This window comes from Actinosynnema sp. NPDC020468, from assembly GCF_040642015.1.
Classification (GTDB): domain Bacteria; phylum Actinomycetota; class Actinomycetes; order Mycobacteriales; family Pseudonocardiaceae; genus Actinosynnema.
In genome coordinates this window covers 34,389-59,914 of record NZ_JBFAEO010000004.1, presented here as the reverse complement: position 1 = coordinate 59,914, position 25,526 = coordinate 34,389, and the positions used below count along the sequence as shown (strand labels likewise).

Below are 25,526 nucleotides of genomic sequence, written 5' to 3'. Positions count from 1 at the left end.
GTGTCAGGAGGGGCTGCGTTCGTACAGGACGACGTCGAAGATCCCGTCCCAGCTGTTGCCCTTGCCGAAACTCTGGACGGTGATGATCGCCAACCGGTCTTCGCTCGTCGTGAAGCAGATGATGGCACCGTCCAGCATGTAGCCGCTGACGGAGTTCTTCTGGGGCCTGGTGCTGCTGTCGCATTTTTGGGGATCGGCGCCCTCGGGATCCACGAGGGAGACCTTCGACTCGCCGTACACCGCCGGTTCCGGCGCGAACCTGATTTCGTGGTTGATGTCGCCGGGGTAGCGGAATTCGTACTCCGGCCCGCCCTCCAGGCTCGCCTTCCGACTGTCGAGATCGACGTAGGAGGTGGGCGACACGGTGAGCCGGTACCGCTCTTTCTCCCCGTAGGGACCGGCCGCTGTGGTGGTCGTGACCGTGGTCGTCTGCCGGGACGTGGACGTGGGTGTGGTGGTCGACGTCGTGGTCGTGGCGACGACGGTGGTGGTGTCGATCGGCAGGTCGGCGGCGGAGTTCCGGTTTCCCGGCTCGTGGCCGCCGGCCGCCACCGCGCCGACGACGAGGCTCGCACCCAGGGTCGCGGCCAGGCTGAGCGCGGCGGCCACCGTCGGCTTGCCGTCGCCGTTGAGGCGTAAATGCCCGAAGAAGCAGAAAAGCAGCAGCAGTGCTCCGACGACGGCCGCGAGGGCCGGGCTCGAGTGGAAGGGCCAGAAGTCCCTGCCGGAAGCCAGGCTCAGCAGGACGACCAGGGCGGTGGCGACCCCGGCGATCGCGCCGATCTTTTCCAGCGTGCGCGGTCGTGGTGGCTGACCTTGTTGTTGCGACATGGTTCCCTCGATGTCCGTCGGCGTACCGGCTGGTGCCTCGCGGTGTGACCTCGTGCCTTCACGTCGGGCTTTGTGGCGCCCACGGACAAGTGACGGACGGCGGAATCGACGGCACCCGGCGCGATCGAGGTGCGCACAGCACACGAAGAGGCCCGCACCTCCACCGGGGAGGTACGGGCCTCTTCGTCAGCTGTGTGCGCTCAGGCGCCTTCGGCGGCCAGGTCGTCGTCGTCCACGTTGCGGGCGTCGGCGGGCTTGGGGCCGTTCTTGCGGGTCCGGCGCTGCGGGCGCGGCAGGGCCGTGGGGGGCGGGGGCGGGGTGGGGGAGCCGCCGCCGAGGATGAGCTCGGCGAAGGTCGCCATCGCCTCGTCCAGCTGGCCGCCGATGCGGAGTTCCGACTCCTGGTTGCTCTTGCGGACCATCGTGGCCAGGGAGTCGGCGTCCGGGCGGGAGGACAGGGTGTCCTCGACCTTCGAGATGCCCGTGGAGACCGTGCCGTTCAGCTCCGCCAGGCGGGCGGCGAAGTCGTCCTCGACGGCGTCCAGGCGGGTGGTCATGGTGTCCAGGTGGGACGTGACCTGCTCCAGGCGCTGGGCCAGGGCTTCCAGGCGGTCCGTGGCGTCGACCTGGTCGCGGGTTTCGTCCAGGGCGGCGTGGAGGGCCTCGCGGGCCTCGTCCAGCTTGCCGTGGACGGTGTCGTTGGTCTCCCGCAGCGACGCCGAGAGGGTGTCGCGGGTTTCGCCCAGGGACACCGCGAACGAGTCGCGGGTCGCGTTGAGGTTGTCGCGGGCCTCGTCCAGGCGGCTGTGCAGGGACGTCGACGTGTCGGCGACCGAGCGCTGGAGGGCTTCGCGGGTGCCGTCGAGGTGTTCGTGGACGCCCTCGTCCACCTCGTCCAGCCGGCTGCGGAGGGTGGCCTCCAGGGCCTCGATGCGCTCGCGCAGCGGGCCGGTGACGGCGCCCGGGACGAGTTCGACCTTCGAGTCCTGCTTGTCCAGGTGCACGTCGAGGTCGTCGATGCGCTTGTGGATGTGGGAGAGCTTGTCCTCCAGGCCGTCCATCCGGCCGGCGACGCCCTCGAAGCGGCCCGCGACGCCGTCCAGGCGACCGTCGAGCTGCGCGAACGGCTTGGCGAGCTTGTCCACCAGGCCCTCGACGGCGCGGCCGATGCCCTGCACCGCCTGGTCCTGGGCCTCCAGCCTCGCCAACGCCTCGTCCAGGCGCTCGGCCAGCACGCTGACCTCGGTCCGGTCGGGCAGCTCGGACAGGCGCTTGCGAACCGAGCCCAGCGACTCCAGCGGGGACATCCGCGCGTGGATCTCGTCCAGTGCGTCGAAGATCTGCTGCTGTTCGCTCTCACGGATCTCCGCGGCGCGCGTCAGCATGTTGCGCATCCGATCGAAGGACATCGTGGAGTTGTTGTTCTCGTTCACGGCTCGGGTGCCTTCGTCCAGGGGAGGGGAGACCTCCGGCAGCCTAGCCACGTCGGGCCCCGACTCCTACTGCCCCCTGTGTGAGACCCACGTACAGGTCTATCGCAGTACTCCGTTGGAGTGACGAACGGGCCGGTTACCTGAGAGTAAGCCGAACTACGCTCACAGAACCGAGTGAACGGCTTCCGCCTCTCGGGTGACCAAACCCCTGATGGGGGTCGCACAAAGTTCTCCGTCACGACTGGACAACGGCACCTGCCCAAGATCGAGTGGTTCTGGCCACACCGGGTGCCCGTATACCGTGACGACCATGTCTCTCACCCCCGAGATCGTCCGCGCCGCGCCCAAGGTGCTGCTGCACGACCACCTCGACGGTGGACTGCGCCCGCAGACCGTGATCGAGCTCGCGGACGCGTCCGGTCACCAGGGCCTGCCGACCACCGACCCCGAGAAGCTCGGAACCTGGTTCCGCGAGAACGCCGACTCCGGCTCGCTGGTCCGCTACCTGGAGGGCTTCGCGCACACGTGCGGCGTCATGCAGGACGAGGCGGCGCTGGTGCGGGTCGCCTCCGAGGCCGCGCAGGACCTGGCCGGGCAGGGCGTGGTGTACGCCGAGGTCCGCTACGCGCCGGAGTTGTTCACCGAGGGCGGGTTGAGCCTGGAGCAGGCCGTCGAGGCCGTGCAGGAGGGCTTCCGGCAGGGGCAGGCCGCGACCGGCGAGCGGATCAGGGTCTCCGCGCTGCTGTGCGCGATGCGGCAGAACGACGGCTGGCAGCGCATCGCCGACCTGGTGGTCCGCTACCGGGACGCGGGCGTGGTCGGGTTCGACATCGCCGGGCCCGAGCTGGGTTTCCCGGCCACCCGGGAGCTGCCGGTCTTCGAGTGGCTGCGGCAGCAGAACGCGCACTTCACCATCCACGCGGGCGAGGCCGACGGTCCGGAGTCGATCTGGCAGGCGGTGCAGTTCGCCGGCGCCGAGCGGCTCGGGCACGGGGTGCGCATCGTGGAGGACATCGACGGCGACCGGGTCGGCCACCTCGCCGCGTACGTGCGGGACCGGCGGATCGCGCTGGAGACCTGCCCGACGTCGAACGTGCACACGGGCGCGGTCGCGACGTTGGCCGACCACCCGTTGCGCCGGCTCAAGGACCTCGGTTTCCGGGTCACGCTCAACACCGACAACCGGTTGATGAGCCAGACCTCGATGATCAACGAGTTCCAGACCGCCGTCGACGTCTTCGGGTTCACCCTGGACGACCTGCGCGACGTGACGGTGAACGCGGCCGAGGCGGCGTTCCTGCCGCTGCCCGAGCGCGAGGCGTTGATCGAGGACGTCATCCTGCCCGGGTACGCCGCGCTGTGAGCCGACCTCCGACGAGCTGAGGGCAAGGAAAAAGGGGCGCTCCCGGTGTGGGAGCGCCCCTTCTCCGTGGTGTTGCTAGTGGATGCGCAGGCGGTCCTCGAAGGCGGCCACCAGTTCGCGCCACGCGGTCACCTCGGCGTCGAACGGCGCGGAGGGCGCCAGCCGGGTGGGGTCGGGCTTGAGCACGTAGGACACCAGCCAGCCCAGGGACTCGGACTGGTTCAGCGCCACCTTCACGCTGTCGTCCTTCGCCCAGTCGGCGGCGTCCTCGAGCAGTTCCACCACCAGGTCGAGCTGCGTGGGGTCGACCGCGTCCGGGCCGTCGGCGATGTCCTCGTCCAACCCGGTCAGCACGTACACGTTGTCCGGGTCGACCTCGACGTCCAGGTCGCCGCCGGTGGCCTTGACCACCAGCTCGCCCCACGTCGACACCTCGGCCAGGTCGGTGTCGTCGGCCTCCACGACGAACCGGGCCAGGGCGCGCGGCGAGCCGAAGACGTCGATCTTGCCCTTGCGGCCGAGGAACAGCGGGTCCTCGTCCAGGTAGCAGCGCAGCGTGTAGTACTCGCCCGCCCCCGAGATGATCTTGATGGGGTCGATGCCGACCTCGGCCCAGAAGCCCGTGGGCTCCTCGTCGTCCTCGTCGTCGTCCTCGTCCGCCGAGGCGGCGGCAGCGGCGGCGGTGGCCTCCTCGAAGGCGGCCAGCTCCTCCTGCGTCGTCTTCAACTCGGTCTCGTCCACGTCGGGCGTGGTCACGACCTCGTCGATCGCGTCGAGCACCTCGTCCCACTTCTCGGCGACGACCTCGGAGATCTCCGTCCACAGCGCGGCGCCCTCGCGCCCGGTGAACGGCAGGGTGCCCTGCGGCAGCAGCGCGAACCCCTCCGCCGAGTCGAGGATCTCGTGCACCTTCTCCAGCTCGCACACGTCCGCCAGCGACCGCACGATGGAGATCACGTCGGCCAGCTCGCCGATGACCCAGGTGTCCGGGTCCTCCGACACCAGCTCCGGCACGCCCACCAGGTCGAACTGGTGGTTGTCGTCCGGCGACAGCTCGCCGACCGAGAGCCCCGGCACGGCGTGCCACGCGGGGTGGTCGGTGAGGTCGTGCTCCTCGGCCGTGCGCACGAACGCCGCGAGGTGCGCGGCATCGGGGAACGCGTACAGGTCCTCCTCGTGGCCGAGGAACGCTTCCCACTCCTCGCCCTCTTCCCGCCAGCGGGGAGCCCACAGGGTGACGACATCACCCTGGGTGAGCCCCAGCTCGATCGGGACGATGTCCTGTGCCATCCGACCTCCCGGTCACGCCATGCCCCTTTGCGATGCGCCGCAAGAGTACGGGGTCGATCAGTCCCTACCGCCGTTGACCACGGAAAGGGTCCGCGAAGAAGTCGTCCTCGTCCTCCTCGGGCGGTGCCGGCGGACGTCGCGGGCGGGTCGCGCGAGCCTGCGGAGTGCTGCTCACGGGTGGTGCCGGGTCCGTCACCAGGTGCTGGTGCAGCGGTGGCGGACCGGCGAACGCCTCGACCGCCATGGCCATCCCGTCGCCCAGCGCCTTGGCCAGTTCGTTGAACGACTTCTGGATCGCCGAGTCGGTCGCGAGCCTGGCCGTGGCCACGACCAGCTCGCCGACCGCGTCCGAGCCGCGCTGGAGCAGCGCCGGGTGCAGCCGGACGTCGCGCAGCTCGCCGGTGGCGGTCGCGGTCACCCGGCACAGGCCGGACGGGTGCTCGACCGCGCCGACCGTGCGGGCCAGCACGGCGGTCAGCCGCTCGGCCGCCGACAGGGCCTGTTCGTTCACCGTGCTCCTCGCAGGTAGCCGCCGCCGAAGTCGTCCTCGACCTCGCCGCGCTCGAAGCCGAGTTCGGTCAGGGCTCGGGTCACCGCCGGGTCGACGACCCGTTCGAGTGACCGGTGCAGTCGTGCGGACGCGTCGGCCGACGCCTGCGCCGCGACCCGGAGGATTTCCGCGGCCAGCGCCTGCGGACCGGCGTGCAGCGCGGCCGGGGAAACCCGGACCTCCACCGGCGGCCCGCCGGGCGCGGTCGTCACGGTCACCGCGCCGTCGGCCGACGAGGCCCGACCCAGCACCGGACCGGTGCGCGCGACGTGCTCGGCCACCGCGCGCCCGGTGTCGGCGACCCGCTCGGCCGCCCGCGTCGTCTCGTCCACGTCACCCCGTCGGTCGGTAGAAGCCGAGGAAACCCATGCCGATGTTGCTCGTGCGGACCGGGTTCACCTGGACGGGGTCGCCGGCCTCGACCATCTGGCCGTTGCCGATGACCATCGCCACGTGACCGTCCCACACCACCAGGTCGCCCGGCAGCAGTTGGTCCGGCGGCACGGAGGCACCCATCGCCTGGGACGACGCCGGCCGCGGGATGTCGAAACCGGCACCGCCGTAGGCCCACTGGGTCAGGCCCGAGCAGTCGGTGCCCTGCGGCGGGTTCGCGCCGCCCCACACGTACGGGGTGCCCAGCGCCGACAGCGCGTTGCGCACGGCGCGCGCCGCGGTCTCGTTGGGCGCCTCGGCCGAACTGCCGTCCGGGAGGTTCACGCCGACGCCGGTGCCGGGTTGCGGCGGGATCGCGACGGGCAGCCGGGGTCCGGTCGCGCCACCGCCGCCACCACCGGAACCGCCGCCGGAGGATCCGCCGGACGAGCCGGAAGAACCCGACGATCCCGAGGAGTCGCCGGACGAGCCGCCGACGGTGCCCGGGTCGCGCGGCGGGTGCCCGGCGGTGTCCTCGGCGCCCGACACCGAGGTGGTGCCACCGTCCTCCACACCGATCGGCTGGTCGAGGCCGTCGAACTTCGGCTGCGCCAACCCGTTCAGCTGCGTCACCGCGTCGGTCAGCGCGGTGCGGACCTTGTCCAGCTCGCCGGACGACCGGCCCTCGTACTCGCGCGCCTTCGCGGTGATGCCCGCGGCCACCGCGAGCGCGACGCCCGGTCCGCCGACGACGCCCGCCGCGACCGCCGCCGCGAGCCTCGGCTGCGCCCACCCGGTGAACTCGTCGATCAGGCCCTGGATCGCGGTGCGACCCGACGTGACCGCCTGGGTGGCCGACGTGGCCGCGCCCTGGATCGTGGTCGCGTTGCGGGACAACGCCTGCACGCCCGAGGAGAAGGTGGCCACCCGACCCTGGAACGCGGTCGCCTTGTCGCCGTACCAGGTGCCGAGCACCGCGTTCGCCGCGCCGGAGTGCCGGCCGTCGATCCCGCCCAACGTCGTGGCGGCCGTGCCGAACGACTCGGCCGCGCGCGTGGCGCCGCCCGTGTCGCCGTCCAGCTTGGCCAGGTGGTCCTTCATCGGAGCGACCAGGGCGGCGAGGAAACCCGCTACGTCGAACATCAGACCTGGTACGTCCGCTGGAGGGAGTCACCGTGCTGCTGTTCCTGCTCGGTGTACGCGGCGCCGGTCTTCGAGACCTCGGACGCGAACCCGGCCAACCCCTTGGCGGCTGCGGCGACACCGTCCACTTGGGCCTTCGCCGCCTTCCGGAACGCCGCGCCGAGGCCGACCTCGTCGCCCAGCTTCCCGAAGCTGCCCGCCGACAGCGCGTCGACACCCGACAGCGTCGACGTGCCGACGGTCCCGACCTCCGCGGCCAGTCCCGACGCGGTCGAGCCGTACTGCGCCAACGCCGCCGTGTCGACGCCGAAGCCCTTCGCCACCTTCGCCCCCTCGCGTGCCAGGGTCCCGATCCTGCCCGATCGGCCCCTTGCCCGTGCCGACTTTCCGGCAGATCGTGCCCCGATGAGCGGTACCGCGCGCGACGGCCTTACGTGATCATGGGTTCGTGGGTGTTCTGCGCCATTGGGAGCGGATCCTGGCGTGGCTGGACGACTACGCACCTTCAACCGGCTCGGCGTTCGTGCCCAACGAGGACGCCGCCGCCGTGGAGGCGCTGGCCGACGCGACCGGCCTCGAACCGCCGGACGAACTGCGGGCGTTCTGGTCCGTGTGCGGTGGCACGGCGAACCTGGGTTTCGCCGAGGTGCTGCCGCCCTTCTACACGCCGCTGGGTCCCACGAACGCGCTGCGCTCGTGGCGGCTCAAGGCCCGGTTCCGGCCCGACGAGCTGGACTCCGAGGCAGGCACCCCCACCACCGGCTACCACCCGCTGTGGCTGCCGATCGCGTTCGACGGCTGCGGCGACGCGCTCGCGCTCGACCTGCGGCCGGGGGCGCTGCGCGGCTGCGTGGTCGAGTGGGACCGCGAGGGCCAGGAGATGCTCAAGCCCGAGTTCGCCGGGTTCGGCGACATGCTGGACGAGGTCGCGACGGCACTCGAACACCGGGGTCGACTGGGCCATTGCGAGCCCCTGATCACGGCCGATGGCCGACTCGGCTGGCGCACCGACTGATAGAATCGCCCTCTGGCTCGGTGGCGGGGGAGGCGACATGGCGGACGTGCACGACGTGGCCGCGGCGGTGCTCGCGGCGGCCGGGCCGTCCTCGCCGATGAAGCTCCAGAAGCTGCTGTACTACGCGCAGGCCTGGCACCTCGCCTCGCACGACCGACCCCTGTTCGAAGCCCGCATCGAGGCCTGGAGTCGCGGCCCGGTGGTGCCCGAGGTGTACCGCAGGCACGCCGGCCGCACGTACGTCTCGGCCTGGGAGGAAGGCGATCCGCGCCGGCTCGCGCCCGCGGAGGCCGAACTGGTCCGGTCGGTGGTCGACCGTTACGGCGCGTTCACCCGCCATCAGTTGAGCGACATGGCCCACGACGAGGAACCTTGGAAGGTGGCGCGTGCGGGCCTGCCCGACTCGGCACCGTCCACCGCGCCGCTGTCGCACTCGGTCATGGCCAGGTACTTCCGCCGGTTGACCACTCCCGTGGACGACGCGGTGTCCGAAGCCGTGGCGAACGTCCGGCTCGAGGGGCTGGACCTGTCACCGGAGGCGGTGGCCGAGATCCGCGCGGTGGCCGCCGGACGTGCGACCGCCGACGAGGCCGTGGCCCGAAGAATAGAGGCGCTGCTCAAGTCGTGAACCACTCGGACCCCTACGTGGATCCGGGTTCCGGTGTGCTGCTCAACCACCTCGGCGTGACCGACGAGGCTCTGCTGCGGCAGGTCGAGGCCGAGGTGTCGGCGCTGCGCGACGCGGAACTCAAGATCAGACCACTGCCCGGACTGTTCGACCTCGACCACCTCTGCGGGTTCCACCGGCGGCTGTTCGGCGACCTCTACCCGTTCGCGGGAACACCGCGTCGGGTCGACATCGCCCGCACCGCCCGGTTCGCGCACTGGCGGTACGTGGTGCCGTACGCGACCTCGGTGTTCGACCGGTTGCGCGCCGAGTGGCACCTCGCGGGGTTGGACCGCGACGAGTTCCTGGACCGCTTCGTCCACTACTTCGCCGAGGTCAACGCCGTTCACCCGTTCCGGGAAGGCAACGGGCGGGCCCAGCGCGCCTTCTTCCGGCAGATGGCCCTGCACGCGGGGTGGCGCGTGGACTTCGCGCCGCTCGACGTGGAGAAGTACGGGGAGGCGTGCCGGGAGAGCCTGTCCGGCTCCACCGACACGCTCCGCGAGTTGTTCGACCCGATCGTGCAGCCCGCCTAGACGCCGATCGGGTGCCACACCGTCTTCGTCTCCAGGAACGCCCGCAACCGCGTCAGGTCCGGCTCGGCGGCGAAGTCCTCGGCCGCCCGGTGCCGGAGCACGCGCTTGACGGTGCCCGCCGCCGCCCGCTCGAGGTCGGCCCGGGCACCGTCCGGCGCGCCGGTCAGGTCGAGCGCGTTCACGTCCGCGTGCGAGGCCAGCCACGGCGCGATCTCGGCCGTGCGACCGGTGATCACGTTCACCACGCCGCCCGGCACGTCCGAGGTCGCCAGCACCTCCGAGAGCGTCACGGCGGGCAGCGGCCGGTCCTCCGACGCCACCACGACGGCCGTGTTGCCGGTCGCGACCACCGGCGCCAGCACGCTGATCAACCCCAGCAGCGACGACTCCCGCGGCGCCAGCACCGCGACCACGCCGGTCGGCTCCGGCACGGAGAACGAGAAGTACGGCCCGGCCACCGGGTTCGCCGCGCCCAGCACGGTCGCGACCTTGTCGGTCCACCCCGCGTACCAGACCCACCGGTCGATCGCCGCGTCCACCAGCGCCTGCGCCTTCTTCGCCGCGACGCCCTCGGCGGCGGCGACCTCGGCGGTGAACTGCTCGCGGCGGCCCTCCAGCACCTCGGCCACCCGGTAGAGCACCTGACCCCGGTTGTACGCGGTCGCGCCGGACCACCCGCCGAACGCCTTGCGCGCCGCGCCGACCGCGTCCCGGGCGTCCTTGCGGGAGCCCTGCGCGGCGTTGGCCAGGAACGCGCCCTTCGCGTCGACCACCGGGTAGCTGCGGCCGGACTCGGAGCGCGGGAACGCGCCGCCGATGTAGAGCTTGTAGGTCTTCGCGACCGCCAGCCGATCAGACATCGAGGTACGCCTCCAAGCCCGTGCGACCGCCCTCGCGGCCGAAGCCCGACTCCTGGTAGCCGCCGAACGGGGCGGTCGGGTCGAAGCGGTTGAACGTGTTCGCCCACACGACCCCGGCGCGCATCTTCTGCGCCGCCCACAGGATCCGCGAGCCCTTCTCGGTCCAGATGCCGGCCGACAGCCCGTACGGCGTGTTGTTCGCCTTGGCCACCGCCTCGTCCGGGGTGCGGAAGGTCAGCACCGACAGCACCGGCCCGAAGATCTCCTCCCGGGCGATCCGCATGGCCTGCGAGACGTTGGAGAACACCGTCGGCGCGAAGTAGAAACCCTTGTCCGGCAACGGGCACGACGACGTCCAGCGCTGCGCGCCCTCGGTGTCGCCGACCGCGGTCAGCTCCTGGATCCGGGTGAGCTGCTCGCGCGAGTTGATCGCGCCCACGTCGGTGTTCTTGTCCAGCGGGTCGCCGACCCGCAGCGTGGAGATCCGCGCGCGCAGCTTCTCCATCAGCTCCTCGGCGATCGACTCCTGCACCAGCAGCCGCGAGCCCGCGCAGCACACGTGACCCTGGTTGAAGAAGATGCCGTTCACGATGCCCTCGACGGCCTGGTCCAGCGGCGCGTCGTCGAACACGATGTTGGCCGCCTTGCCGCCCAGCTCCAGGGTGAGCTTGCGGTGGGTGCCGGCCAGTTGGCGCTGGATGGTCTTGCCCACCTCGGTGGACCCGGTGAACGCCACCTTGTCCACGTCCGCGTGCCCGACCAGCGCCGCGCCCACGTCACCCGCGCCGGGCAGGATGTTCACCACGCCGGGCGGCAGTTCCGACTGCTGGATGATCTCCGCCAGCACCAGCGCGGTCAGCGGTGTGGTCTCGGCGGGCTTGAGCACGACCGTGTTGCCGCACGCCAGCGCGGGCGCGATCTTCCACGCGGCCATCAGCAGCGGGAAGTTCCACGGGATCACCTGACCGGCCACGCCCAGCGGCTTCGGGTCCGGGCCGTACCCGGCGTAGCCGAGCTTGTCGGCCCAGCCCGCGTGGTGGAAGAAGTGCGCGGCGGCCGTCGGCACGTCCACGTCCCGCGATTCCCTGATCGGCTTGCCGTTGTCCAGCGACTCCAGCACCGCGAGCTCGCGCGCCCGCTCCTGGACCTGCCGCGCGATCCGGAACAGGTACTTGGCCCGCTCGCTGCCCGGCATCCGGCCCCACACCCGGTCGTACGCGCGCCGGGCCGCCTTCACCGCCTTGTCCACGTCCGCCTCGGACGCCGTGGACACCTCGGCCAGCACCTCCTCGGTGCCCGGGTTGATCGACTTCAGCGGCTCGCCGGAGCCCTCCACGAACTCGCCGTCGAGGAACATCCGGTACTGCGGCTTCAGGTTCGCGATGTCCCGCGACTCGGGCGCGGGCGCGTATTCCCACATGGTTTCAGTCCACCGTCACGTAGTCGGGGCCGCTGTAGTGGCCGGCCAGCTGGGTGCGCCGCTGCATCAGGAGGTCGTTGAGCAACGTCGAGGCGCCGAACCGGAACAGCGTCGGGGTCAACCACTCCTCGCCCGCCACCTCGTGCACCGCGACCAGGTACTTCACCGCGTCCTTGGTGGTGCGGATGCCACCCGCGGGCTTCACCCCGCGCAGCTCGCCGGTCCGGTCGCGCCAGTCGCGCACCGCCTGGAGCATCACGTGCGTCACCGGGAGGGTCGCCGCGGGCGACACCTTGCCGGTCGAGGTCTTGACGAAGTCGCCACCCGCCAGCAGCGCGAGCCACGACGCCCGCCGCACGTTGTCGTAGGTCGCCAGCTCGCCGGTTTCCAGGATCACCTTCAGGTGCGCGTCCCCGCAGGCGTGCTTGATCTGCACGATCTCGTCGAAGACCTGGCCGTACCGGCCGGAGAGGAACGCGCCCCGGTCGATCACCATGTCGATCTCGGTCGCGCCGGCCTCGACCGCGAACGCGGTGTCCTCCAGCTTCACCTTCAGCGAGGACCTGCCCGACGGGAACGCGGTCGCCACGCTCGCGACCCCGACCCCGGTGCCGCCGAGCTCACCGATCGCCGTCGACACCATGTCCGGGTACACGCACACCGCGGCGACCCGGGGCACCTCGGGGTGGTCGGGATCGGGGCGCTTCGCCTTGGCGGCCAACGACCTGACCTTGCCGGGCGTGTCCGCGCCCTCCAACGTCGTCAGGTCCACCATGGAGATCGCGGTGTCGATCGCCCACAGCTTCGCGGCCTTCTTGATGCTGCGCGTGGCGAGCCCGGCGGCCCGCTGCTCCACGCCGACCTGGTCGACTCCGGGCAGTCCGTGCAGGAACCGGCGCAACGACGCGTCGTCGCGGACAGCGTCCGCGAGCGCCGGTGGCAGCGACGGCTTCGTCGTGGGTGCGGCCATGCGCCCGAGTCTAGGCGGAGTGGGACGGCCGTCCCCAACGAAGCGGTTCGGCCTGGTGGGAGTCCCGGGTCGGCCCGGGGATCAGCTCCGGATCAGCCCTCGAGCTCGGGGTTCTTCCGGTTCTTGATCTTCTTGCGCTTCGGCCGCCGCACCTCGACGCCCGCCATCATCGCGAGCCCGGTGATCCGCACGACCGGTCCGCCCGGGATGGTCGGCGTCTTGTGCGTGGAGTCCTCGAACGCGCCCATGATCCCGGACCCGTCGACCCGCACCGTCACGTCCTCGGGCACGTAGATCTCCACGCCGCCCCAGAACGCGAAGATGTTGATCGTGGTCTCGGCCTTCTCGAACCGCGCGGTGGAGAAGTCGAGTTCGACACCACCCATGATCGCGACCACGGTGTGGTGCTCGGGCACGACCCAGTCACCCTTGCGGTTGACACCCGACCAGATGGCGATGGACGACGAAGACCCCGGTACGCCACCGATCCGCGCCGCCGGCGAGTTCGTCTGGTGCACCGGGAGCGGCGTCGTCAGGGGCGGCGCGATCATGCCGAGGTCGGCGGTCAACGGCACCAGCTCGCCGTAGGTCCGGGCCGCGTAGACCTGCCCGAGCCGTTCGTCCAGTTCGTGCAGGTCCAGCCGGCCCTCGCCGTGCGCCTGCTGGAGGACCTGCGCGACCTTCTCCCGGTCGGCGTCGGAGGCGCGCATCTGACCGGGGTCGGGCACCAGCTCATCGCTCACCCGGAAGAGTCTAGATCTCGACGGACCACAGGCGAAGCCCGTCCACCCCGGGGACCACGAGGAACCGCTCGTCCGCGCTCATCGCCGGTTGGTGGCACGCCCCGCCGTCCCAGCTGAACAGGACCTCCTTCTCCTCCAGCCCGAACACCCGCATCCCCGCCGGCCCGGTCGTCACGACCGTGTCCACGCCCGCCGCGCAGAACTCCTCCATCCCCGGCGCCGGCGGCAACCTCAGCAGGAACTCCCAGTCCCGCGTCACGACGAGCCCGGCCGAGGTGCGGAACACCGCCACCCGCCCGTCCGCGTCGACCGCCTCCAGCCGCTGGTACGACCCGTCGAGTTCGTGCACCAGCTCGTCGGAGTCCATGTCGATCACGGCGCCCTCGGGGCCCACCAGCGCCAGCAGCAGCGACGGTCGACCCGGCACCAGGTAGGCGACCATCTCGTCGTCCGGGTCGGAGGGCTCGGGTTCCCAGTCGTCGGTCGTCCACCCGGCGAGGGAACCCTGCCGGATCAACATGGTGCCGGCGTCGTCGAACCCGAACTCGACGCCCGGGTCCACCTCCGTGTCCAACCTCGTCACGAACCGCCACGCCAGCGGGGACGGATCGGTCACGTCCCACACGACCGCCTTGCCCTCGTGCCCGGTCACGAGCCACCGCCCGTCCCGGCTGAACGCCTGCGGCGTGGTCGCGGGCAGCACCGCCGCCACGGCCCAGGTCACCGTGTCGAACACCGTCCCGTCGAACACCAGGAACCGGCCGTTCGGGTGGAACGCCGGCCACCCGGCCACGTCCTCGGTGGTCAGCTGCACCACCGAGGTCTCGCCCTCGTAGACCGGCGCCGCGAACGCGATGTACACCTCACCCGTCAGCCGGTCGTTGCGCGTCGGGGTCTGGTGCGGCGTCAGGGATTTGACCCGGTCGTGCACGTACCGGTACAGCTCCGCCGCGTCGACGCGCCCGTCACCGCCGAGGTCCGCCGCGCCCGTCCGCAACCCCTCCACGATCGACGCGGTGAACACGGACTCCTGCGCGCCGCCCAGCTCGTCCACCGCGCCGGCGCCCTCGAACGCGTACTGGAACCGGGTCGACGCGGTCATCACCGCGCATCCGGACCCGTCCGTCCGGAGCTGGTCGAGCACGTCGGCCTGCCCGCCCGCCTTGGCCCGCTGCCCGGACGGGAACGCGCCCGAGAAGCAGCAGTCCAACCACACCACGACCTGCGCGGCCACCGTGTCGTCCACCATGTCCCGCACCGTCGCCGCCGCAAGCGACGTCGCCCGGAGGAGCTCGGTGCGGGTGTCGGTCATCGCCAGGTGCAGCTCGCCGGCCGCCGACTTGATGCCGTGCCCGGAGAAGTACAGCAGCACCAGGTCGTCGGCGCCCGCGTTCGCCAGCAGCGCCTCCACGGCCTGCGTGACGACGTGCGCCGGCCTGTTGTGCAGGACCTCGGTCGCGAACCCGCCGATCTCCGGGTTCGCGAGCAGCAGCCCGAGCGCCAGGGCGTCCGCACCGGGCGCGCGCAGGGACCGCAACGTCGGATCGGCGTAGGTGTCCGTCGCGATCAGCAACGCGTTCCGCATGAGGTGGATATCGTCGGCGTCGTGACGAACATTTCGGTGACGGTGGAAGGTTCCGACCCCGGCCGGGTCGACTTCGAGACCCGGCAGCTGCTCGGCGAGATCAAGGCCCTGCGCGTGCCCGCCGAGTTCGCCCCCGGCGAGGCCCCGCCGCCGGACTCCAAGGGCTGGGACCCGGCCACGGTCAGCACGATCATCGCCTCCCTGGCCGCCTCACCGGTGCTGGTGCGGTTGGGCCGAGTCCTCCAGGACTGGGTCAACCGCGACCGTCACCGCGCGCTCACCATCAAGGACGGCAACCGCACGGTGACGATCAAGGGCCGCGCCACCGACCAGGAGTTGGCGGCCGTCAAGGACTTCTTCACCCGCGAGATCGAATGACCGAACGCCAGTCGACCCGCGGGAACACCAGGATTGGGCCATCGGGGTTCTTCGAGTCACGCACCTGGACCTGGTGCGCGCCGAGATTCAACTCCACGCAGTTACCGCCACCGCTGCTGTAACTGGACTTGCGCCACATGTCCGCTCCCCACGTCACGTCGGACTTCCCGCGATCCTGGCGATCTGCCACATCGACTCGTCCGTCGACCAGGCCACGTCGAGAAGTGCTTGCCAAGCGATCTTAGCGCCCTCGATGTGGATCTTGTCCTCCATGAACATGCCGCTGGTTCGGCCTTCCTCGTAGAGCAGATCCGGTTGGTCGGGGAATTCCATTCGGGTCATGGGTCCGCTGATCCCCGGATGGCCCGGAGCGTCGAACGGAACGACCTGCAAGATCACGCTGGCGCGAGTTGCCAATGCCAGCAGGTGGTTGAGCTGGGCGCGCATCATGGCCGGATCGCCGAGCGGCCGGCGAAGCGCCGTTTCATCCATGATCAGGTGAACATTCTTCCGGCCCAGGTTCACCTGTCGCCCCATACGGGTCGCCACGAGCGCGTCCACTTCGGTCGGCGTGAACCGGCTGTTGGCACTGTGGATGGCCGCGCGGGCGTAATCGGGGGTCTGCGCCAACCCGGGTACCAGGACCGGCTCGAAGTTGTACAGCGCGGACGCCTCCGCCTCGAACGTCATGAACTCCTTCCAGTTGGTCGGCAGCTTGCCGCTGCTGATGACATGCCAGTTCCGGTCTTCACCGGCCTGCACCAGCGCGAGGAGTTCTTGCCTCAACGTCGGTGGTGCCTGGAGGAAGCCCAGGATCGCGGCAACCTCGTCCACGTGGAGCCCACGCTTACCGGTCTCCAGCCGACTGACCTTGCTCTCCGAACATCCGATCGCCCGCCCGACATCCGCGCAGGTCAGGTTTCGTGCAATTCGCAGTGCACGCATTTCGCTCGACACCCGGCGGTGGCGAAACGAAGCCCCCTTGTTTGTCATGCCGAGCACTGAACACCCTTGCGCCCGTGGCAAGAAAGCAATGTCACCCAAAAAGGCGTGTTGCGTGAACGTGCGGCAAGAGGGGAGGTTATTCCACATGCACCAGCAGTGGAAGATCAACGGCGTCTACGCCACCTGGACCGTCTCAATCGACGTCACCGCCCCCGACACCACCGAAGACCCGGACCCCACCCCGGAAACCCTGACCCGAACCCCGAACTTCGAGGGCCTGGTCCACCACTTCCGCAGCATCGTGGACATGAACGAGGCCCTCCAGGAGTTGAACCGAGCCTAAACCCACCGCCGAACGGCCGGGTCGTACCCGTCGATCTCCCCAGGCGAGAACCGACACAACTTCACCGCCCACCACAGGTGATCGCCGGCCTCGCCCCAAAGCTGGTACGACCCGTCCGGAAACAACTTCACCCGCCCCTCCCCCCAATCGGCTAGCGTGACAATCAAGTCCCCACTGTTGGAATTCCACACCTTCACGGTCCCGTCCTCGGAAGCAGTCGCCACCCGAGCCCCGCCGTGCGAGAACACCACCTGAGTCACTGCGCCCTCATGCCCGTTCAACACGGTGATCTGCCGTCCATCGGGCCGCCACAACCGGGCGGTCCAGTCGTCGGACGCAGTAGCCAGTCGGGTTTCGGACGGCGAGAACGCCACACCGGCCACACGTTCGGTGTGCCCGGTGAACACCACCTGCGTGTCTTCGGCCAGATCCCACAACCTCGCGGCCCGGTCCCCACCTCCGGAGAGAACCTGTGTCCCGTCGCGCGTGAAAGCCATGGCCTCGACCGACCCGAAATGCAGCAGGCGATCGATGGGCTCGTCCCGGCCCCACAGCTGAATTCCGCCGTACGTCGTCCCGGTCGCCACCAGAATCCCACCGGTGGAGACAGCGATCGACCGGAGTTGGAACTCGGGTGAAGGCCACGACCTCACGAGTTCCCGCGACTCGACATCCCACATCTGAGCTCCGCCGTTCCGGTTCACCGCCGCCAGGCGGGAACCGTCGGGGGAGAAGGTCAACCTCGTCGCCGGGCTGTCCGAGCCCATCAGCACCGACCCGCCGTCCCCCTGCGCGAAGAAGATCGATCCGTCCACCTTCCCGACCGCGATCCGACCGGTCGCCGTGGAGTGGGCGAGGGCGCCCACACCGTCGACCAGGTGGCCTTCGAGTCCGCCGTTGTCGGTGTTCCACGACTGTCCGTTGGTTACGACCGTGAGTCCGGACGGGTCAGGGCTCACGACCGTGCACCGGGGAAACCGTTCGAGTTCAGGAGGATTCCGCTCTTCGCGGGCTTCGTACACCGTCAACTCGGTGCCTGACGTGGTCCAGGTTCGCACGGTCCGGTCGCCCGACCTGGTTGTGATCGTCTGTCCGTCGGTGGAGTAGCCCACCTCGAACACCTCGCTCGTGTGCCCCTCCAGTCGCGACACCGCCGAGCCCTCGCTGATGTCCCACACGATGGCGGTCTTGTCGAACGAACCACTGACCAGGTTGTTCTCGCTCGGCGAGACGTCGATCGACGCGACCGCGCCGGCATGGCCGCGCAACACGAGTTTTGCTCGGCCGGTCACCACGTCCCACAATCGCACGGTGGCGTCGGCAGATCCGCTGGCGATCATCGACCCGTCCGGGACGAACGCCACCGAGTGGACCGCTCCGAGATGACCTTTGAGACGTCTCGCCAATTTTCCGCTGTTCGTACGCCAGAGACAGACCGTGCAGTCCTCCGACGCCGTGGCCAGCAGCGCGCCGTCCGGCGAGAACGCCACATCGGTGATGGGCTTCCGGTGGCCCCGGATGACGCGGCTGGGCAGGTGGAAGGCACCCAGCACCACCGATCCGCGTCGTGCGAACGCCGACAGGTCGAGTGCTTCCGAGTAGTCCTTCCCGACGATCGCCGTCCGGTCCGGCAGCAGGAAGGGGCGGGACGGATCACGACCCACGACGGCGGCCTCGGCGAGTTCGGGTTGATCGGCCCCGACGACGCCGAGCAGGGCGGCGCGCTTCCACGAACTGCCGGTCAAGTTCGCGCCCGTCAGATCACCGCGTTCGATCAGCACCCCGTCCATGATCGCGCCGCTCAAGTCCGAGCCCGCCATGTCGAAGTCCTCAAGGCGCTGGTCTGTGAAGTTGGAGCCGGCGACCTGCGCGCTCACGTGCGCGGCCCACTTGATGAACATTCCGCGCGTGTCCACCCCCCTGAGGACGATGTCGGCCGAGACGCCCAGCCGTTCGACCACCAGGGTGGCGTTCTCCTTCAGGTATTCGGCCGCGACCGGAGCGGCCAGCACCCGGCGTGCCCAGTTCGTCACCTCGTCGTGGCCGGTCATGTCGCAGAAGAAGTCCACCATCAGGCGGGACATGCGGCGCAAGGCGAGGGGTCCGTCCGGGGCGTCCGGGTCGGCGGCGGCCACCTTGGCCACCAGCCACTCCATCACCGACTGGTGGACGAAGCCGAAGCTGCCGTCGTCGTTGCGCACCAACAGAGTTCCTGAGCCGACCGCGTGCGCGGCCTCGGCACTGGAGTAGCCGCGCTCGGCCAGTCGGCTCAATGTCGACGCGGCCGTTTCGGTCAAGTCCGTGGCCGGAATCGTGGTCGCCTTGCTGTGCCACAACTTCAAAGCCAGCGCGACACAGGCGTCGAGCCGCTCGGACCGGTCCAGCGAGGTCACACCCATCCGGTGGCTCTGCCGGTTCGCCTCGTGCACCAGCCAGAACTCGACCAGTTCGCGATACAACTCGGCCGCGCTGATCCGGCCGTTCTCCTGCTCGATCTCGCGCAGCCGGTCCTCGTCCAGGTCCGCGATGAACGACAACATCCGGGGATTCCGCGACAGCCCCAACAGGTCCGAGATCGCCCCCAGCAACGCGAACCTGGCCGACGCCCGCTCGACATCACCCTGGTAGTGCCTGGTCAGGAAGTCGATGATCTGGTCGTCGGTGAAGTCCTCCAGCGCCACCACCCGGCTCGCCGTCAGCATCGAGACCTGGTGGCCCAGGGCCGTCAGCACCTGGTCCGTGGAGCGGAAGTGCTGGGTTCGGCTGGTCAACACCACCTTGGCCCGATCCGTCACGGCCTGCATCAACGTCTTCAGGTAGTCGGCCGCGTTCTCGTACCCGACCCGCAGCTCCAGCTCATCGAAGCCGTCGAACAGCAGCGCCAACCGCCCGGACGAGATCATGTACCGCAACTTCGGCAGGTTGATGTCCTCGACACCCTCGCGCGTCAGGTGCTGGGCGAGCAGCTCGTCCAACGACGGCGCCTTCTCCAGGCTCCGCAACTCCACCAACACCGGCAGCAACCCGGCCTGCTCGTCCGGCAGCACCCGGGTCAACTGCCGCAGCAGGAACGACTTCCCGCGCCCGAAATCGCCCAGCACCACCACGAAGCGGGCGTTCTCCTGACCCAGCCAGTCCACCACCCGCGGCAACAGGCCGTCCTGCACCTCGGAACCGCCGGTCGTGGTGAAGCGCTGCGGAACGTACAGCTCCGCCGGGTACACGACGTCGGCCAGCAGTCGCGACGCCTGCCGGTCGGCCAACGGCCGCAGGTCGAGCATGCCCTGGTACTCCACGAAACTGCGCAGCCGCACCCCACTACGACGAGCCGCCACAACGAGGTCCGGCGACGCGGGCCGTCCATTGTGGACCAAAACAGACGGCACGGTCGAGTCGGCCGCGGCGAACCGGTCGTGCACGCGGGTCACGAACTCGGCCACCGACCCACTGGTCGGCGGCAGCGACGACACGCCCACCGGCCACTGCGTCACGCCACCCGGATGCGGCTCGGACACCCGCAGATAGCTTTGTTCCGGGCGCGGCACGACGGTCGCGGTCGGGTGCTTGACGCGGGTCGCCTCCAGCACGTGGTCGAAGAACGTGTCGCGGCCCGCGTCGGAGAACGCCGACGTCGGGCGGAAGTTCCGGATCACCAGGCCGGGTCGATCCACCCACCGGCCATCGACGTACTCGCGCACCGCCGGGTCCGCGCCCGGCGAGGCGAAGTCCACCAGCCGGTGGTGCGCCGGGCCGTGCGCGACGAACCGGCCCCGCGAGGGCGTGCCGGCGAACACCACGTTCAAGCCCATCGGACTGTCCTCCCACCGGTGCGCTGCGCCCCACCGCTGCCACCCCCGGTCCAGGTAGTCCTCCATCCGCCGGGTGAACCAGTCGACCTGCGCCGACCCGAATCCCGCGCCCGGTCGGGAGTGCGTGTCGTCGAACGTCGAGTTCAGCCCCGCCACCACCACCTTCAGGTCCGGCACCTCGAACAGCGACCACGGCTCGTCGGGCGTGAACGCCACGCGCTTGCCGTAGAACGCCTCGAACGCGGCGGCGAAGGGTCGCCATTTGGGCCAGTACGGCGCGACCGGCCGCTGTTCCAAGGCTTCGACCTCGGCGAAGTAGGCTCGGCACAGGTCGACGTTCACGTCCCGCGCGCCCGGCACCACCACGATCCGGTCCCGGGTCAGCTCCAGGGTTTCGGCCAGGTGCCGCAACCGGTCGAAGGCCCGGGCGAACTCGCTGGGCCGTGCGCCCGCGGTCAGGTTCCCGGACAGCACCACCAGATCCGGCCACACGTCGCCGAGCGGCGGCAAGCGCAGCGTGGCCAGGTGCAGCACCGTCACCGCGGTGCGGTCGAGCAGCATCCGCGGTGCCAGCACCTCCGGCCACGCCAGCCGCAGCCGGTCGGCGCCGATCGCGTAGCCGTCACCGGTCTTCCCCGCCGTGGCCACGATTCCGACCACCCGGCCCAACTCCCGGTCCCACACCGCGCCGCCGCTGAACCCCCGCTGCACCGGCACCGCCGAGTCGGAGTCCAGTTGCAGCAACCGGTTGCCGACCTCGCCGCGCACCACCGCGCGCACCCACGCGCCGTCCTCGTGTCCTTCCGGGTAGCCGAACGCGTGCACCTCCTGGCCGATCGACGGCGGCGTGGTGACCAGGCGGGCGGGTTCCGCGGTCACCGGATCGGCCAGCACCAATCCGGCGATGTCGTCGCCCGGTGCTCCCTCCCGGGGCGGCGGGGGTGTCCACTGCGTCACGGACGCCAGTCGGGCGTCACCTGAAAGAGGGAATTCGACCCGGATCGGGGTCGTCGGCCGGTCCACCGAGCGGTGGTCGAGGCCGAGCGCGAGGTTCACCACGTGTGCGCAGGTCAGCACCTGTGCCGAGCCGACGAGGACGCCGGTGCCCGCGGTGTGCCCGTCGGTCGTCACCAGCCGCACGACCGAGGGCGGTAAGGAACCGTCCGGCATGGCTGAAGCAATACCACGTGTGAGCGAGCGGTAACGAGCAGTGCTAGATGTACGACTCCGTTGTTGAGCTGTACGTCGTAATGGTTAACACCCAGACGGCGTAAGAAAGGGGTGCTCCATGACCAGATCACTCCGGGCCCGCCGAGCGCTGGCCGCGACCGCGGCCGTGGTGGTCACGCTGACCACCGGTGCGCCCGCCAGGGCGTCCGACACCCGCACGCTGGCCTACATCGGTTACGCCACCGGGCAGACCGGGTCGATCGCGGTGGTCGACGTCGCGACCGGCGCGGTCGTCGCCGGGTGGGACCTCGACCGCCCACCCAACGGCCTGACACCCAAGCCCGACGGCCGCTACCTCTACGTGGCCGACGGGAACGTGCACGTCTTCGACGCCACCGAGAACGACGGCGAGGAGGTGGTGTCGATCGACGTCGGCGGGTTCGCGAACAAGGTCGCGTTCAGCCCGGACGCGACGCTCGCCTACGTCGCCGAGGGCTCCGCGGGCGCGGGTGGCTCGCGCGGCGGCATCTACGTCACCGACGTGGCCACCGACGCGATCGTCGGCCGCATCCGGGCCGTGGCGTGGCCGACCGACCTCGCGATCAGCGCGGACGGGCGCACCGCGTACGCGCTGAACTTCACCGCCGGCGCGCTGTCCGTCGTCGACCTGGCGACGAAGACCGTGACCGCGACGATCACCGGCGTCGCGGACTCCAGCTCCCGACTCTCCCTGGCGGGCGACAAGGTCTACGTCGCGGGTAAGACGAAGCTGACCGAGGTCGGCCCGGACAACCGGATCGCCAGGCAGACCGACCTCGCCGGCAACTACGCGCGCGGTCTCGCGATCACCCCGAACGGCCGCACCGCCTACGTGAGCGCGGCCTACAACCAGGTCGGCGCGCTGTTCACCGTCGACCTGGCGACGATGGCCGTCACCAGGCGGGCGGACGTCGGGGCGTGGGGCCACCTCGCGGTGACCCCGGACGGGTCCAGGGTGTTCCTCAACGACACGGTCGGCGAGCGCACGTCGGTCATCGACACCGCGAACGGCTACGCGGTCGACCAGCTGCACGCACCGGCCGGCGCGCGGCCCACGTCCCTCGCCGTGTTCCAAGTTCCCGGAGATTGATCCACGAACCCGCGCAACCCCGCCCCGGGAGAGGCGTCTTCTCTCCCGGGGCCGCAAGACGCGGTCACGGGGGATGGCCCGGCGCGGTCGCGTCGGGGTAATCAGGGGGAAGAAAAGCAATGCGCAAGGCAATTGTCGCCTCGGTTTCGGCTGCCCTTTTCACGGCGGTGCTCGCACCTGTCGCCAACGCCGAGCAGGCGAACGACTACCTCTACATCGGCTACGAGACGGCGGACGGCGGCTCGATCGCCGCGGTCGACCTGCGCACGCCGAACCAGGCCGTCCGGACCTGGGACACCGCCGCGCCGGTGCGCGGTCTGACCGTGAAGCCGGGCGGGCGCAACGTCTACTCGGCCGAGCACGACGTGGTCGCCTACGACGCGTTCGAGGGCACCGAGGTCGCCCGCACCCCCGCCGGCGACGCGCAGGAGATCGCGTTCACGCCGGACGGCAACGACGCGTGGGTCGCGGAGAGCGAGAAGCCCGGCGGTGTCGTGCACATCGACGTCAGGACGGACGAGGCCGTCGGCTACCTCCAGGGCACCGACGCGCCGAAGGACATCGTGATCACGCCGGACGGCACCACGGCCTACGTCACCGACTTCTCCAACTCCCGCCCCAAGTGGCTGGGAGTCGCGGTGGTCGACCTGGCGGGCGGCGGCAAGGTCGGCCGGATCTTCGACCACCTCACCTACGCCGACTCGGACCTGGCCCTCTCGCCGGACGGCACGCACCTCTACGTCACCGGTCAGCAGCGCATCCAGGAGCTGGAGCCGCGCAAGGAGTTCGACCAGTACGGCCGTCGCCTCGACCTGGGCGTCCCGCTGCGCGACCTCGCGGTGAGCCAGGACGGCGCGACGATCTACGTGGCGGGCGCGTCCGCCGACGGCACGAAGTCCGCGCTGTACCTGGTGGACACGGCGACCTTCACCGTCCGCAAGCAGATCCCGCTGAACGGCCGCGCGACCTCGGTGGCCACGAACGGCGACTACGTGGTGGTCAGCGACCGCAGCGAGGGCGGCTGGACCTACGTCTACGAGGAGTCGACCAACAAGCTCCGCTTCACCGGCTCGATCCCGGGCCACACCCCGACCGCGCTCGCGTTCGCGCCGAAGCGCTGACGCACTGACGCGCTGAAGACCGCGGAAGTGCCCACCCCGCAACGGGAAGGGCACGAAAGCCGCGGGGAGTCGTGCTCGCCGCCGCGACCGCGGACCGGCGGATCGCGGTCCACAGTGGAATCGGGTGCCAGGCGGCCGGCGGTGATCCCGTCGGTCGCCGTGCCGGTCGGCACCCCAGGGCTTTAAGGTGCGCGGATGGACGTCCACGTCGTCGACCACCCGCTCGCCAGGGCGCGTCTGACCACCATGCGCGACGCGCGCACCGACAACGCGGCGTTCCGCGCCGCGTTGCAGGAACTCACCGTGATGCTCGTCTACGAGGCCACCCGCGAGGCGGCGGTGGCCGAGGAGAAGACGCTCACCCCCGTGGCCCGCACGACCGGCTACCGACTGGCGAACCCGCCGCTGCTGGTGCCGGTCCTGCGGGCCGGGCTGGGCATGGCGGACCAGGCCCACCGGTTGATCCCCGACGCGCAGATGGGGTTCGTCGGCCTGGCCCGCAACGAGGAGACGCTCCAGCCGACGCCGTACCTGGAGTCGCTGCCGCAGTCGTTGGCCGGCCGCCCGGTGATCGTGCTCGACCCGATGCTCGCCACCGGCGGGTCCATGGCCTACACGATCAAGCTGCTCACCGACCGCGGCGCGACCGACGTGACCGCGATCTGCGCGCTGGCCGCGCCGGAGGGCATCCGGCGGCTGGAGGAGTCCGGACTGCCGGTGCGCCTGGTGACCGCCAGCGTCGACGAGCGCCTGAACGACTCGGGCTACATCGTCCCGGGGCTCGGCGACGCCGGCGACCGCCTGTACGGCGCGGTGTAGCTAGCCCAGCTCGGCGGCGTGGTCGGCGGCCCACTGCGCCAGCGTCCGACCACGTCGCCCGGTCACCTCCTCGAAGGCGGGCTCGACCTCGGGCGGCTCCTGCTCGTACTGGACCTGGTAGCCCAGCAGGTACTCGGCGATCTCGTAGGGCAATCCGGCGTCCGCGATCAGCGACGCGCGGGCCTCGCGGTAGGTCACCGCCTCGAACCCGATCGGGCGGCCGAGACCCGTCCCGATCGCGGCAGCCTGTTCACGGAGCGACAAGCGCTCCGGGCCGCTCAACGTGTACACCCGTCCGCCGTGGTCGCCGGTCAGCGCGAGCACCGCGACCTCGGCGATGTCGGCCTCGTGCACCGGAACGCCCACCGAGTCCGGGAACGCCGACCGCACCACGCCGTGCGCCCTGATCGTCGGCGCCCACACCAGCTTGTTGCCCATGAACTCGCCCGGGCGCAGGTGCGTCCACGCCTTGCCCGACGCCTCCACCACCTCCTCGACCGCGCGGTGCCCCTCGTAGCTGCCGAGCCGCCGCCTGGTCACCGCGTCGCTCGACAGGAACACCACCCGCTCCGCCTCGCAAGCCCGCTCCACCAGGGTTTTCGCCAGTTCCACGCCGTTGCCCGAGGACAGCGGCGCGAGCAGGAACAGCGCCGTCACCCCGTCCAGCGGCACCTCCTCGGGCCGCGTCAGGTCGCCCCGCACGACCCGACCGGGCAGCCCCGCCGACTCCGGGTCGCGGCTGATCGCCACGACGTCCTCCCCGCGTGCCACGAGCTGCCGCACGACCTCACGTCCGACCGCGCCGGTGGCGCCGGTCACCAGGATCGCCATGCGCTCCCCTCCTAGTTATTCAAGTTTGAACACCGGCACGCTAGCGGGACAGGAGGGTCCGGCGCACATGCAAATGTTTGCGAGAACTGTGAAAAGTGAGCCGGTGTCCGTGGGCGGGTAGGCGCGGATTCGGCCATTCGGCCGTAGAGGTGGTCTAGACCTCGTCACTACCGTGGTCCAGACCACACCACGGACGACGGGGC

The 25,526-nt window shown here is 70.5% G+C and carries 25 protein-coding genes; 9 read left to right on the top strand and 16 right to left on the bottom strand.

What is annotated here, in order from left to right; all coding sequences use genetic code 11:
- Positions 1-3 precede the first annotated feature (3 nt).
- Together AB0G50_RS05155 and AB0G50_RS05150 are read right to left on the bottom strand one after the other, a co-directional pair.
- On the bottom strand, positions 4-831 hold the full coding sequence (locus AB0G50_RS05155) for a hypothetical protein (RefSeq protein WP_360102442.1): 828 nt from the start codon (positions 829-831) through the stop codon (positions 4-6).
- Positions 832-1,031: 200 nt separating this feature from the next.
- Positions 1,032-2,225 (bottom strand): hypothetical protein, encoded by a 1,194-nt coding sequence (locus AB0G50_RS05150; RefSeq protein WP_360102722.1) that lies wholly within the window; start codon positions 2,223-2,225, stop codon positions 1,032-1,034.
- 349 nt (positions 2,226-2,574) lie between these two features.
- On the opposite strand from AB0G50_RS05150, the gene AB0G50_RS05145 reads away from it, so the two are divergent.
- Positions 2,575-3,627, top strand: coding sequence for an adenosine deaminase (locus AB0G50_RS05145; protein WP_360102440.1), 1,053 nt, complete (start codon positions 2,575-2,577; stop codon positions 3,625-3,627).
- 75 nt (positions 3,628-3,702) lie between these two features.
- Here the strand turns inward: AB0G50_RS05145 and AB0G50_RS05140 are convergent, their stop codons facing one another.
- The 5 genes from AB0G50_RS05140 to AB0G50_RS05120 all read right to left on the bottom strand — a co-directional run bounded on the left by AB0G50_RS05140 (position 3,703) and on the right by AB0G50_RS05120 (position 7,305).
- Entirely contained in the window at positions 3,703-4,917 is a 1,215-nt protein-coding gene (locus tag AB0G50_RS05140; RefSeq protein WP_360102438.1) for a primosomal protein, read from the bottom strand.
- A gap of 64 nt (positions 4,918-4,981) precedes the next feature.
- Positions 4,982-5,428 carry a YbaB/EbfC family nucleoid-associated protein gene (locus AB0G50_RS05135; protein WP_360102436.1) on the bottom strand — a complete coding sequence of 149 codons (447 nt, stop codon included), beginning with the start codon at positions 5,426-5,428 and terminating at the stop codon, positions 4,982-4,984.
- On the bottom strand, positions 5,425-5,799 hold the full coding sequence (locus AB0G50_RS05130; protein ID WP_360102434.1) for a hypothetical protein: 375 nt from the start codon (positions 5,797-5,799) through the stop codon (positions 5,425-5,427). The genes AB0G50_RS05135 and AB0G50_RS05130 overlap by 4 nt, the downstream gene beginning before the upstream one ends.
- A 1-nt stretch (position 5,800) precedes the next feature.
- Positions 5,801-6,982: a C40 family peptidase gene (locus AB0G50_RS05125; RefSeq protein ID WP_360102432.1), complete on the bottom strand. Its 1,182-nt coding sequence runs from the start codon at positions 6,980-6,982 to the stop codon at positions 5,801-5,803.
- Positions 6,982-7,305 carry a type VII secretion target gene (locus AB0G50_RS05120; protein WP_360102430.1) on the bottom strand — a complete coding sequence of 108 codons (324 nt, stop codon included), beginning with the start codon at positions 7,303-7,305 and terminating at the stop codon, positions 6,982-6,984. The genes AB0G50_RS05125 and AB0G50_RS05120 overlap by 1 nt, the downstream gene beginning before the upstream one ends.
- A gap of 125 nt (positions 7,306-7,430) precedes the next feature.
- On the opposite strand from AB0G50_RS05120, the gene AB0G50_RS05115 reads away from it, so the two are divergent.
- Genes AB0G50_RS05115 through AB0G50_RS05105 form a run of 3 tightly spaced genes read left to right on the top strand, consistent with a single transcriptional unit; the run spans position 7,431 to position 9,200 of the window.
- Positions 7,431-7,997 carry an SMI1/KNR4 family protein gene (locus tag AB0G50_RS05115; RefSeq protein WP_360102428.1) on the top strand — a complete coding sequence of 189 codons (567 nt, stop codon included), beginning with the start codon at positions 7,431-7,433 and terminating at the stop codon, positions 7,995-7,997.
- A gap of 37 nt (positions 7,998-8,034) precedes the next feature.
- Positions 8,035-8,625: a type II toxin-antitoxin system antitoxin SocA domain-containing protein gene (locus AB0G50_RS05110; protein ID WP_360102426.1), complete on the top strand. Its 591-nt coding sequence runs from the start codon at positions 8,035-8,037 to the stop codon at positions 8,623-8,625.
- Positions 8,622-9,200 (top strand): Fic family protein, encoded by a 579-nt coding sequence (locus tag AB0G50_RS05105; RefSeq protein ID WP_360102424.1) that lies wholly within the window; start codon positions 8,622-8,624, stop codon positions 9,198-9,200. Before AB0G50_RS05110 ends, AB0G50_RS05105 begins: the two co-directional genes overlap by 4 nt.
- On the opposite strand, the gene AB0G50_RS05100 is transcribed toward AB0G50_RS05105, so the two are convergent.
- The 5 genes from AB0G50_RS05100 to AB0G50_RS05080 form a co-directional block, all read right to left on the bottom strand.
- The gene (locus AB0G50_RS05100; RefSeq protein ID WP_360102422.1) at positions 9,197-10,060 is read right to left on the bottom strand and encodes an aldehyde dehydrogenase family protein; all 864 of its coding nucleotides are present in this window, start codon (positions 10,058-10,060) and stop codon (positions 9,197-9,199) included. The genes AB0G50_RS05105 and AB0G50_RS05100 overlap by 4 nt on opposite strands.
- Positions 10,053-11,480: an aldehyde dehydrogenase family protein gene (locus tag AB0G50_RS05095; RefSeq protein ID WP_360102420.1), complete on the bottom strand. Its 1,428-nt coding sequence runs from the start codon at positions 11,478-11,480 to the stop codon at positions 10,053-10,055. The genes AB0G50_RS05100 and AB0G50_RS05095 overlap by 8 nt, the downstream gene beginning before the upstream one ends.
- Positions 11,481-11,484: 4 nt before the next feature.
- Positions 11,485-12,450: a deoxyribose-phosphate aldolase gene (deoC, locus tag AB0G50_RS05090; protein ID WP_360102418.1), complete on the bottom strand. Its 966-nt coding sequence runs from the start codon at positions 12,448-12,450 to the stop codon at positions 11,485-11,487.
- A 92-nt stretch (positions 12,451-12,542) separates the two neighbouring features.
- The gene (locus tag AB0G50_RS05085; RefSeq protein ID WP_360102416.1) at positions 12,543-13,193 is read right to left on the bottom strand and encodes a DUF1707 domain-containing protein; all 651 of its coding nucleotides are present in this window, start codon (positions 13,191-13,193) and stop codon (positions 12,543-12,545) included.
- A gap of 10 nt (positions 13,194-13,203) precedes the next feature.
- The gene (locus AB0G50_RS05080) at positions 13,204-14,778 is read right to left on the bottom strand and encodes a caspase family protein (protein ID WP_360102414.1); all 1,575 of its coding nucleotides are present in this window, start codon (positions 14,776-14,778) and stop codon (positions 13,204-13,206) included.
- A 21-nt stretch (positions 14,779-14,799) separates the two neighbouring features.
- Between AB0G50_RS05080 and AB0G50_RS05075 the strand changes: the two genes are divergently transcribed.
- The gene (locus tag AB0G50_RS05075; RefSeq protein ID WP_360102412.1) at positions 14,800-15,156 is read left to right on the top strand and encodes a hypothetical protein; all 357 of its coding nucleotides are present in this window, start codon (positions 14,800-14,802) and stop codon (positions 15,154-15,156) included.
- Here the strand turns inward: AB0G50_RS05075 and AB0G50_RS05070 are convergent.
- Positions 15,137-15,295, bottom strand: a complete 159-nt coding sequence (locus AB0G50_RS05070) for a DUF397 domain-containing protein (protein ID WP_360102410.1) — start codon at positions 15,293-15,295, stop codon at positions 15,137-15,139. The two genes, AB0G50_RS05075 and AB0G50_RS05070, sit on opposite strands and share 20 nt — an antisense overlap.
- Positions 15,296-15,309: 14 nt before the next feature.
- The gene (locus AB0G50_RS05065; RefSeq protein WP_360102720.1) at positions 15,310-16,149 is read right to left on the bottom strand and encodes a helix-turn-helix transcriptional regulator; all 840 of its coding nucleotides are present in this window, start codon (positions 16,147-16,149) and stop codon (positions 15,310-15,312) included.
- A 97-nt stretch (positions 16,150-16,246) separates the two neighbouring features.
- Here AB0G50_RS05065 and AB0G50_RS05060 point away from each other — a divergent pair, with 97 nt between their 5' ends.
- Complete coding sequence (locus AB0G50_RS05060) at positions 16,247-16,444, top strand: hypothetical protein (RefSeq protein WP_360102408.1); 198 nt, start codon at positions 16,247-16,249, stop codon at positions 16,442-16,444.
- Here the strand turns inward: AB0G50_RS05060 and AB0G50_RS05055 are convergent.
- A complete protein-coding gene (locus AB0G50_RS05055; RefSeq protein WP_360102406.1) occupies positions 16,441-21,423 on the bottom strand; it encodes a trypsin-like peptidase domain-containing protein in 4,983 nt (1,660 codons plus the stop codon). The two genes, AB0G50_RS05060 and AB0G50_RS05055, sit on opposite strands and share 4 nt — an antisense overlap.
- A 118-nt stretch (positions 21,424-21,541) precedes the next feature.
- Between AB0G50_RS05055 and AB0G50_RS05050 the strand changes: the two genes are divergently transcribed.
- The 3 genes from AB0G50_RS05050 (at position 21,542) to upp (ending at position 24,492) form a co-directional block, all read left to right on the top strand.
- On the top strand, positions 21,542-22,552 hold the full coding sequence (locus AB0G50_RS05050) for a hypothetical protein (protein ID WP_360102404.1): 1,011 nt from the start codon (positions 21,542-21,544) through the stop codon (positions 22,550-22,552).
- A 167-nt stretch (positions 22,553-22,719) separates the two neighbouring features.
- Positions 22,720-23,673, top strand: coding sequence for a YncE family protein (locus AB0G50_RS05045; RefSeq protein WP_360102402.1), 954 nt, complete (start codon positions 22,720-22,722; stop codon positions 23,671-23,673).
- 195 nt (positions 23,674-23,868) lie between these two features.
- On the top strand, positions 23,869-24,492 hold the full coding sequence (gene upp, locus AB0G50_RS05040) for a uracil phosphoribosyltransferase (RefSeq protein WP_360102400.1): 624 nt from the start codon (positions 23,869-23,871) through the stop codon (positions 24,490-24,492).
- Here the strand turns inward: upp and AB0G50_RS05035 are convergent, their stop codons facing one another.
- Positions 24,493-25,323: an NAD(P)H-binding protein gene (locus AB0G50_RS05035; RefSeq protein WP_360102398.1), complete on the bottom strand. Its 831-nt coding sequence runs from the start codon at positions 25,321-25,323 to the stop codon at positions 24,493-24,495. It abuts the gene before it with no gap.
- Positions 25,324-25,526: the final 203 nt, after the last annotated feature.

Coding starts and splice junctions, on each gene's coding strand:
- AB0G50_RS05070 (WP_360102410.1), bottom strand. CDS start 15,295: ATGTGGCGCAAGTCCAGTTACAGCAGCGGTGGCGGTAACTGCGTGGAG.
- AB0G50_RS05100 (WP_360102422.1), bottom strand. CDS start 10,060: ATGTCTGATCGGCTGGCGGTCGCGAAGACCTACAAGCTCTACATCGGC.
- deoC (WP_360102418.1), bottom strand. CDS start 12,450: ATGGCCGCACCCACGACGAAGCCGTCGCTGCCACCGGCGCTCGCGGAC.
- AB0G50_RS05080 (WP_360102414.1), bottom strand. CDS start 14,778: ATGCGGAACGCGTTGCTGATCGCGACGGACACCTACGCCGATCCGACG.
- AB0G50_RS05035 (WP_360102398.1), bottom strand. CDS start 25,323: ATGGCGATCCTGGTGACCGGCGCCACCGGCGCGGTCGGACGTGAGGTC.
- AB0G50_RS05155 (WP_360102442.1), bottom strand. CDS start 831: ATGTCGCAACAACAAGGTCAGCCACCACGACCGCGCACGCTGGAAAAG.
- AB0G50_RS05140 (WP_360102438.1), bottom strand. CDS start 4,917: ATGGCACAGGACATCGTCCCGATCGAGCTGGGGCTCACCCAGGGTGAT.
- AB0G50_RS05145 (WP_360102440.1), top strand. CDS start 2,575: ATGTCTCTCACCCCCGAGATCGTCCGCGCCGCGCCCAAGGTGCTGCTG.
- AB0G50_RS05060 (WP_360102408.1), top strand. CDS start 16,247: ATGCACCAGCAGTGGAAGATCAACGGCGTCTACGCCACCTGGACCGTC.
- AB0G50_RS05055 (WP_360102406.1), bottom strand. CDS start 21,423: ATGCCGGACGGTTCCTTACCGCCCTCGGTCGTGCGGCTGGTGACGACC.
- AB0G50_RS05065 (WP_360102720.1), bottom strand. CDS start 16,149: ATGACAAACAAGGGGGCTTCGTTTCGCCACCGCCGGGTGTCGAGCGAA.
- AB0G50_RS05050 (WP_360102404.1), top strand. CDS start 21,542: ATGACCAGATCACTCCGGGCCCGCCGAGCGCTGGCCGCGACCGCGGCC.
- AB0G50_RS05095 (WP_360102420.1), bottom strand. CDS start 11,480: ATGTGGGAATACGCGCCCGCGCCCGAGTCGCGGGACATCGCGAACCTG.
- AB0G50_RS05150 (WP_360102722.1), bottom strand. CDS start 2,225: ATGCGCAACATGCTGACGCGCGCCGCGGAGATCCGTGAGAGCGAACAG.
- upp (WP_360102400.1), top strand. CDS start 23,869: ATGGACGTCCACGTCGTCGACCACCCGCTCGCCAGGGCGCGTCTGACC.
- AB0G50_RS05125 (WP_360102432.1), bottom strand. CDS start 6,982: ATGTTCGACGTAGCGGGTTTCCTCGCCGCCCTGGTCGCTCCGATGAAG.
- AB0G50_RS05110 (WP_360102426.1), top strand. CDS start 8,035: ATGGCGGACGTGCACGACGTGGCCGCGGCGGTGCTCGCGGCGGCCGGG.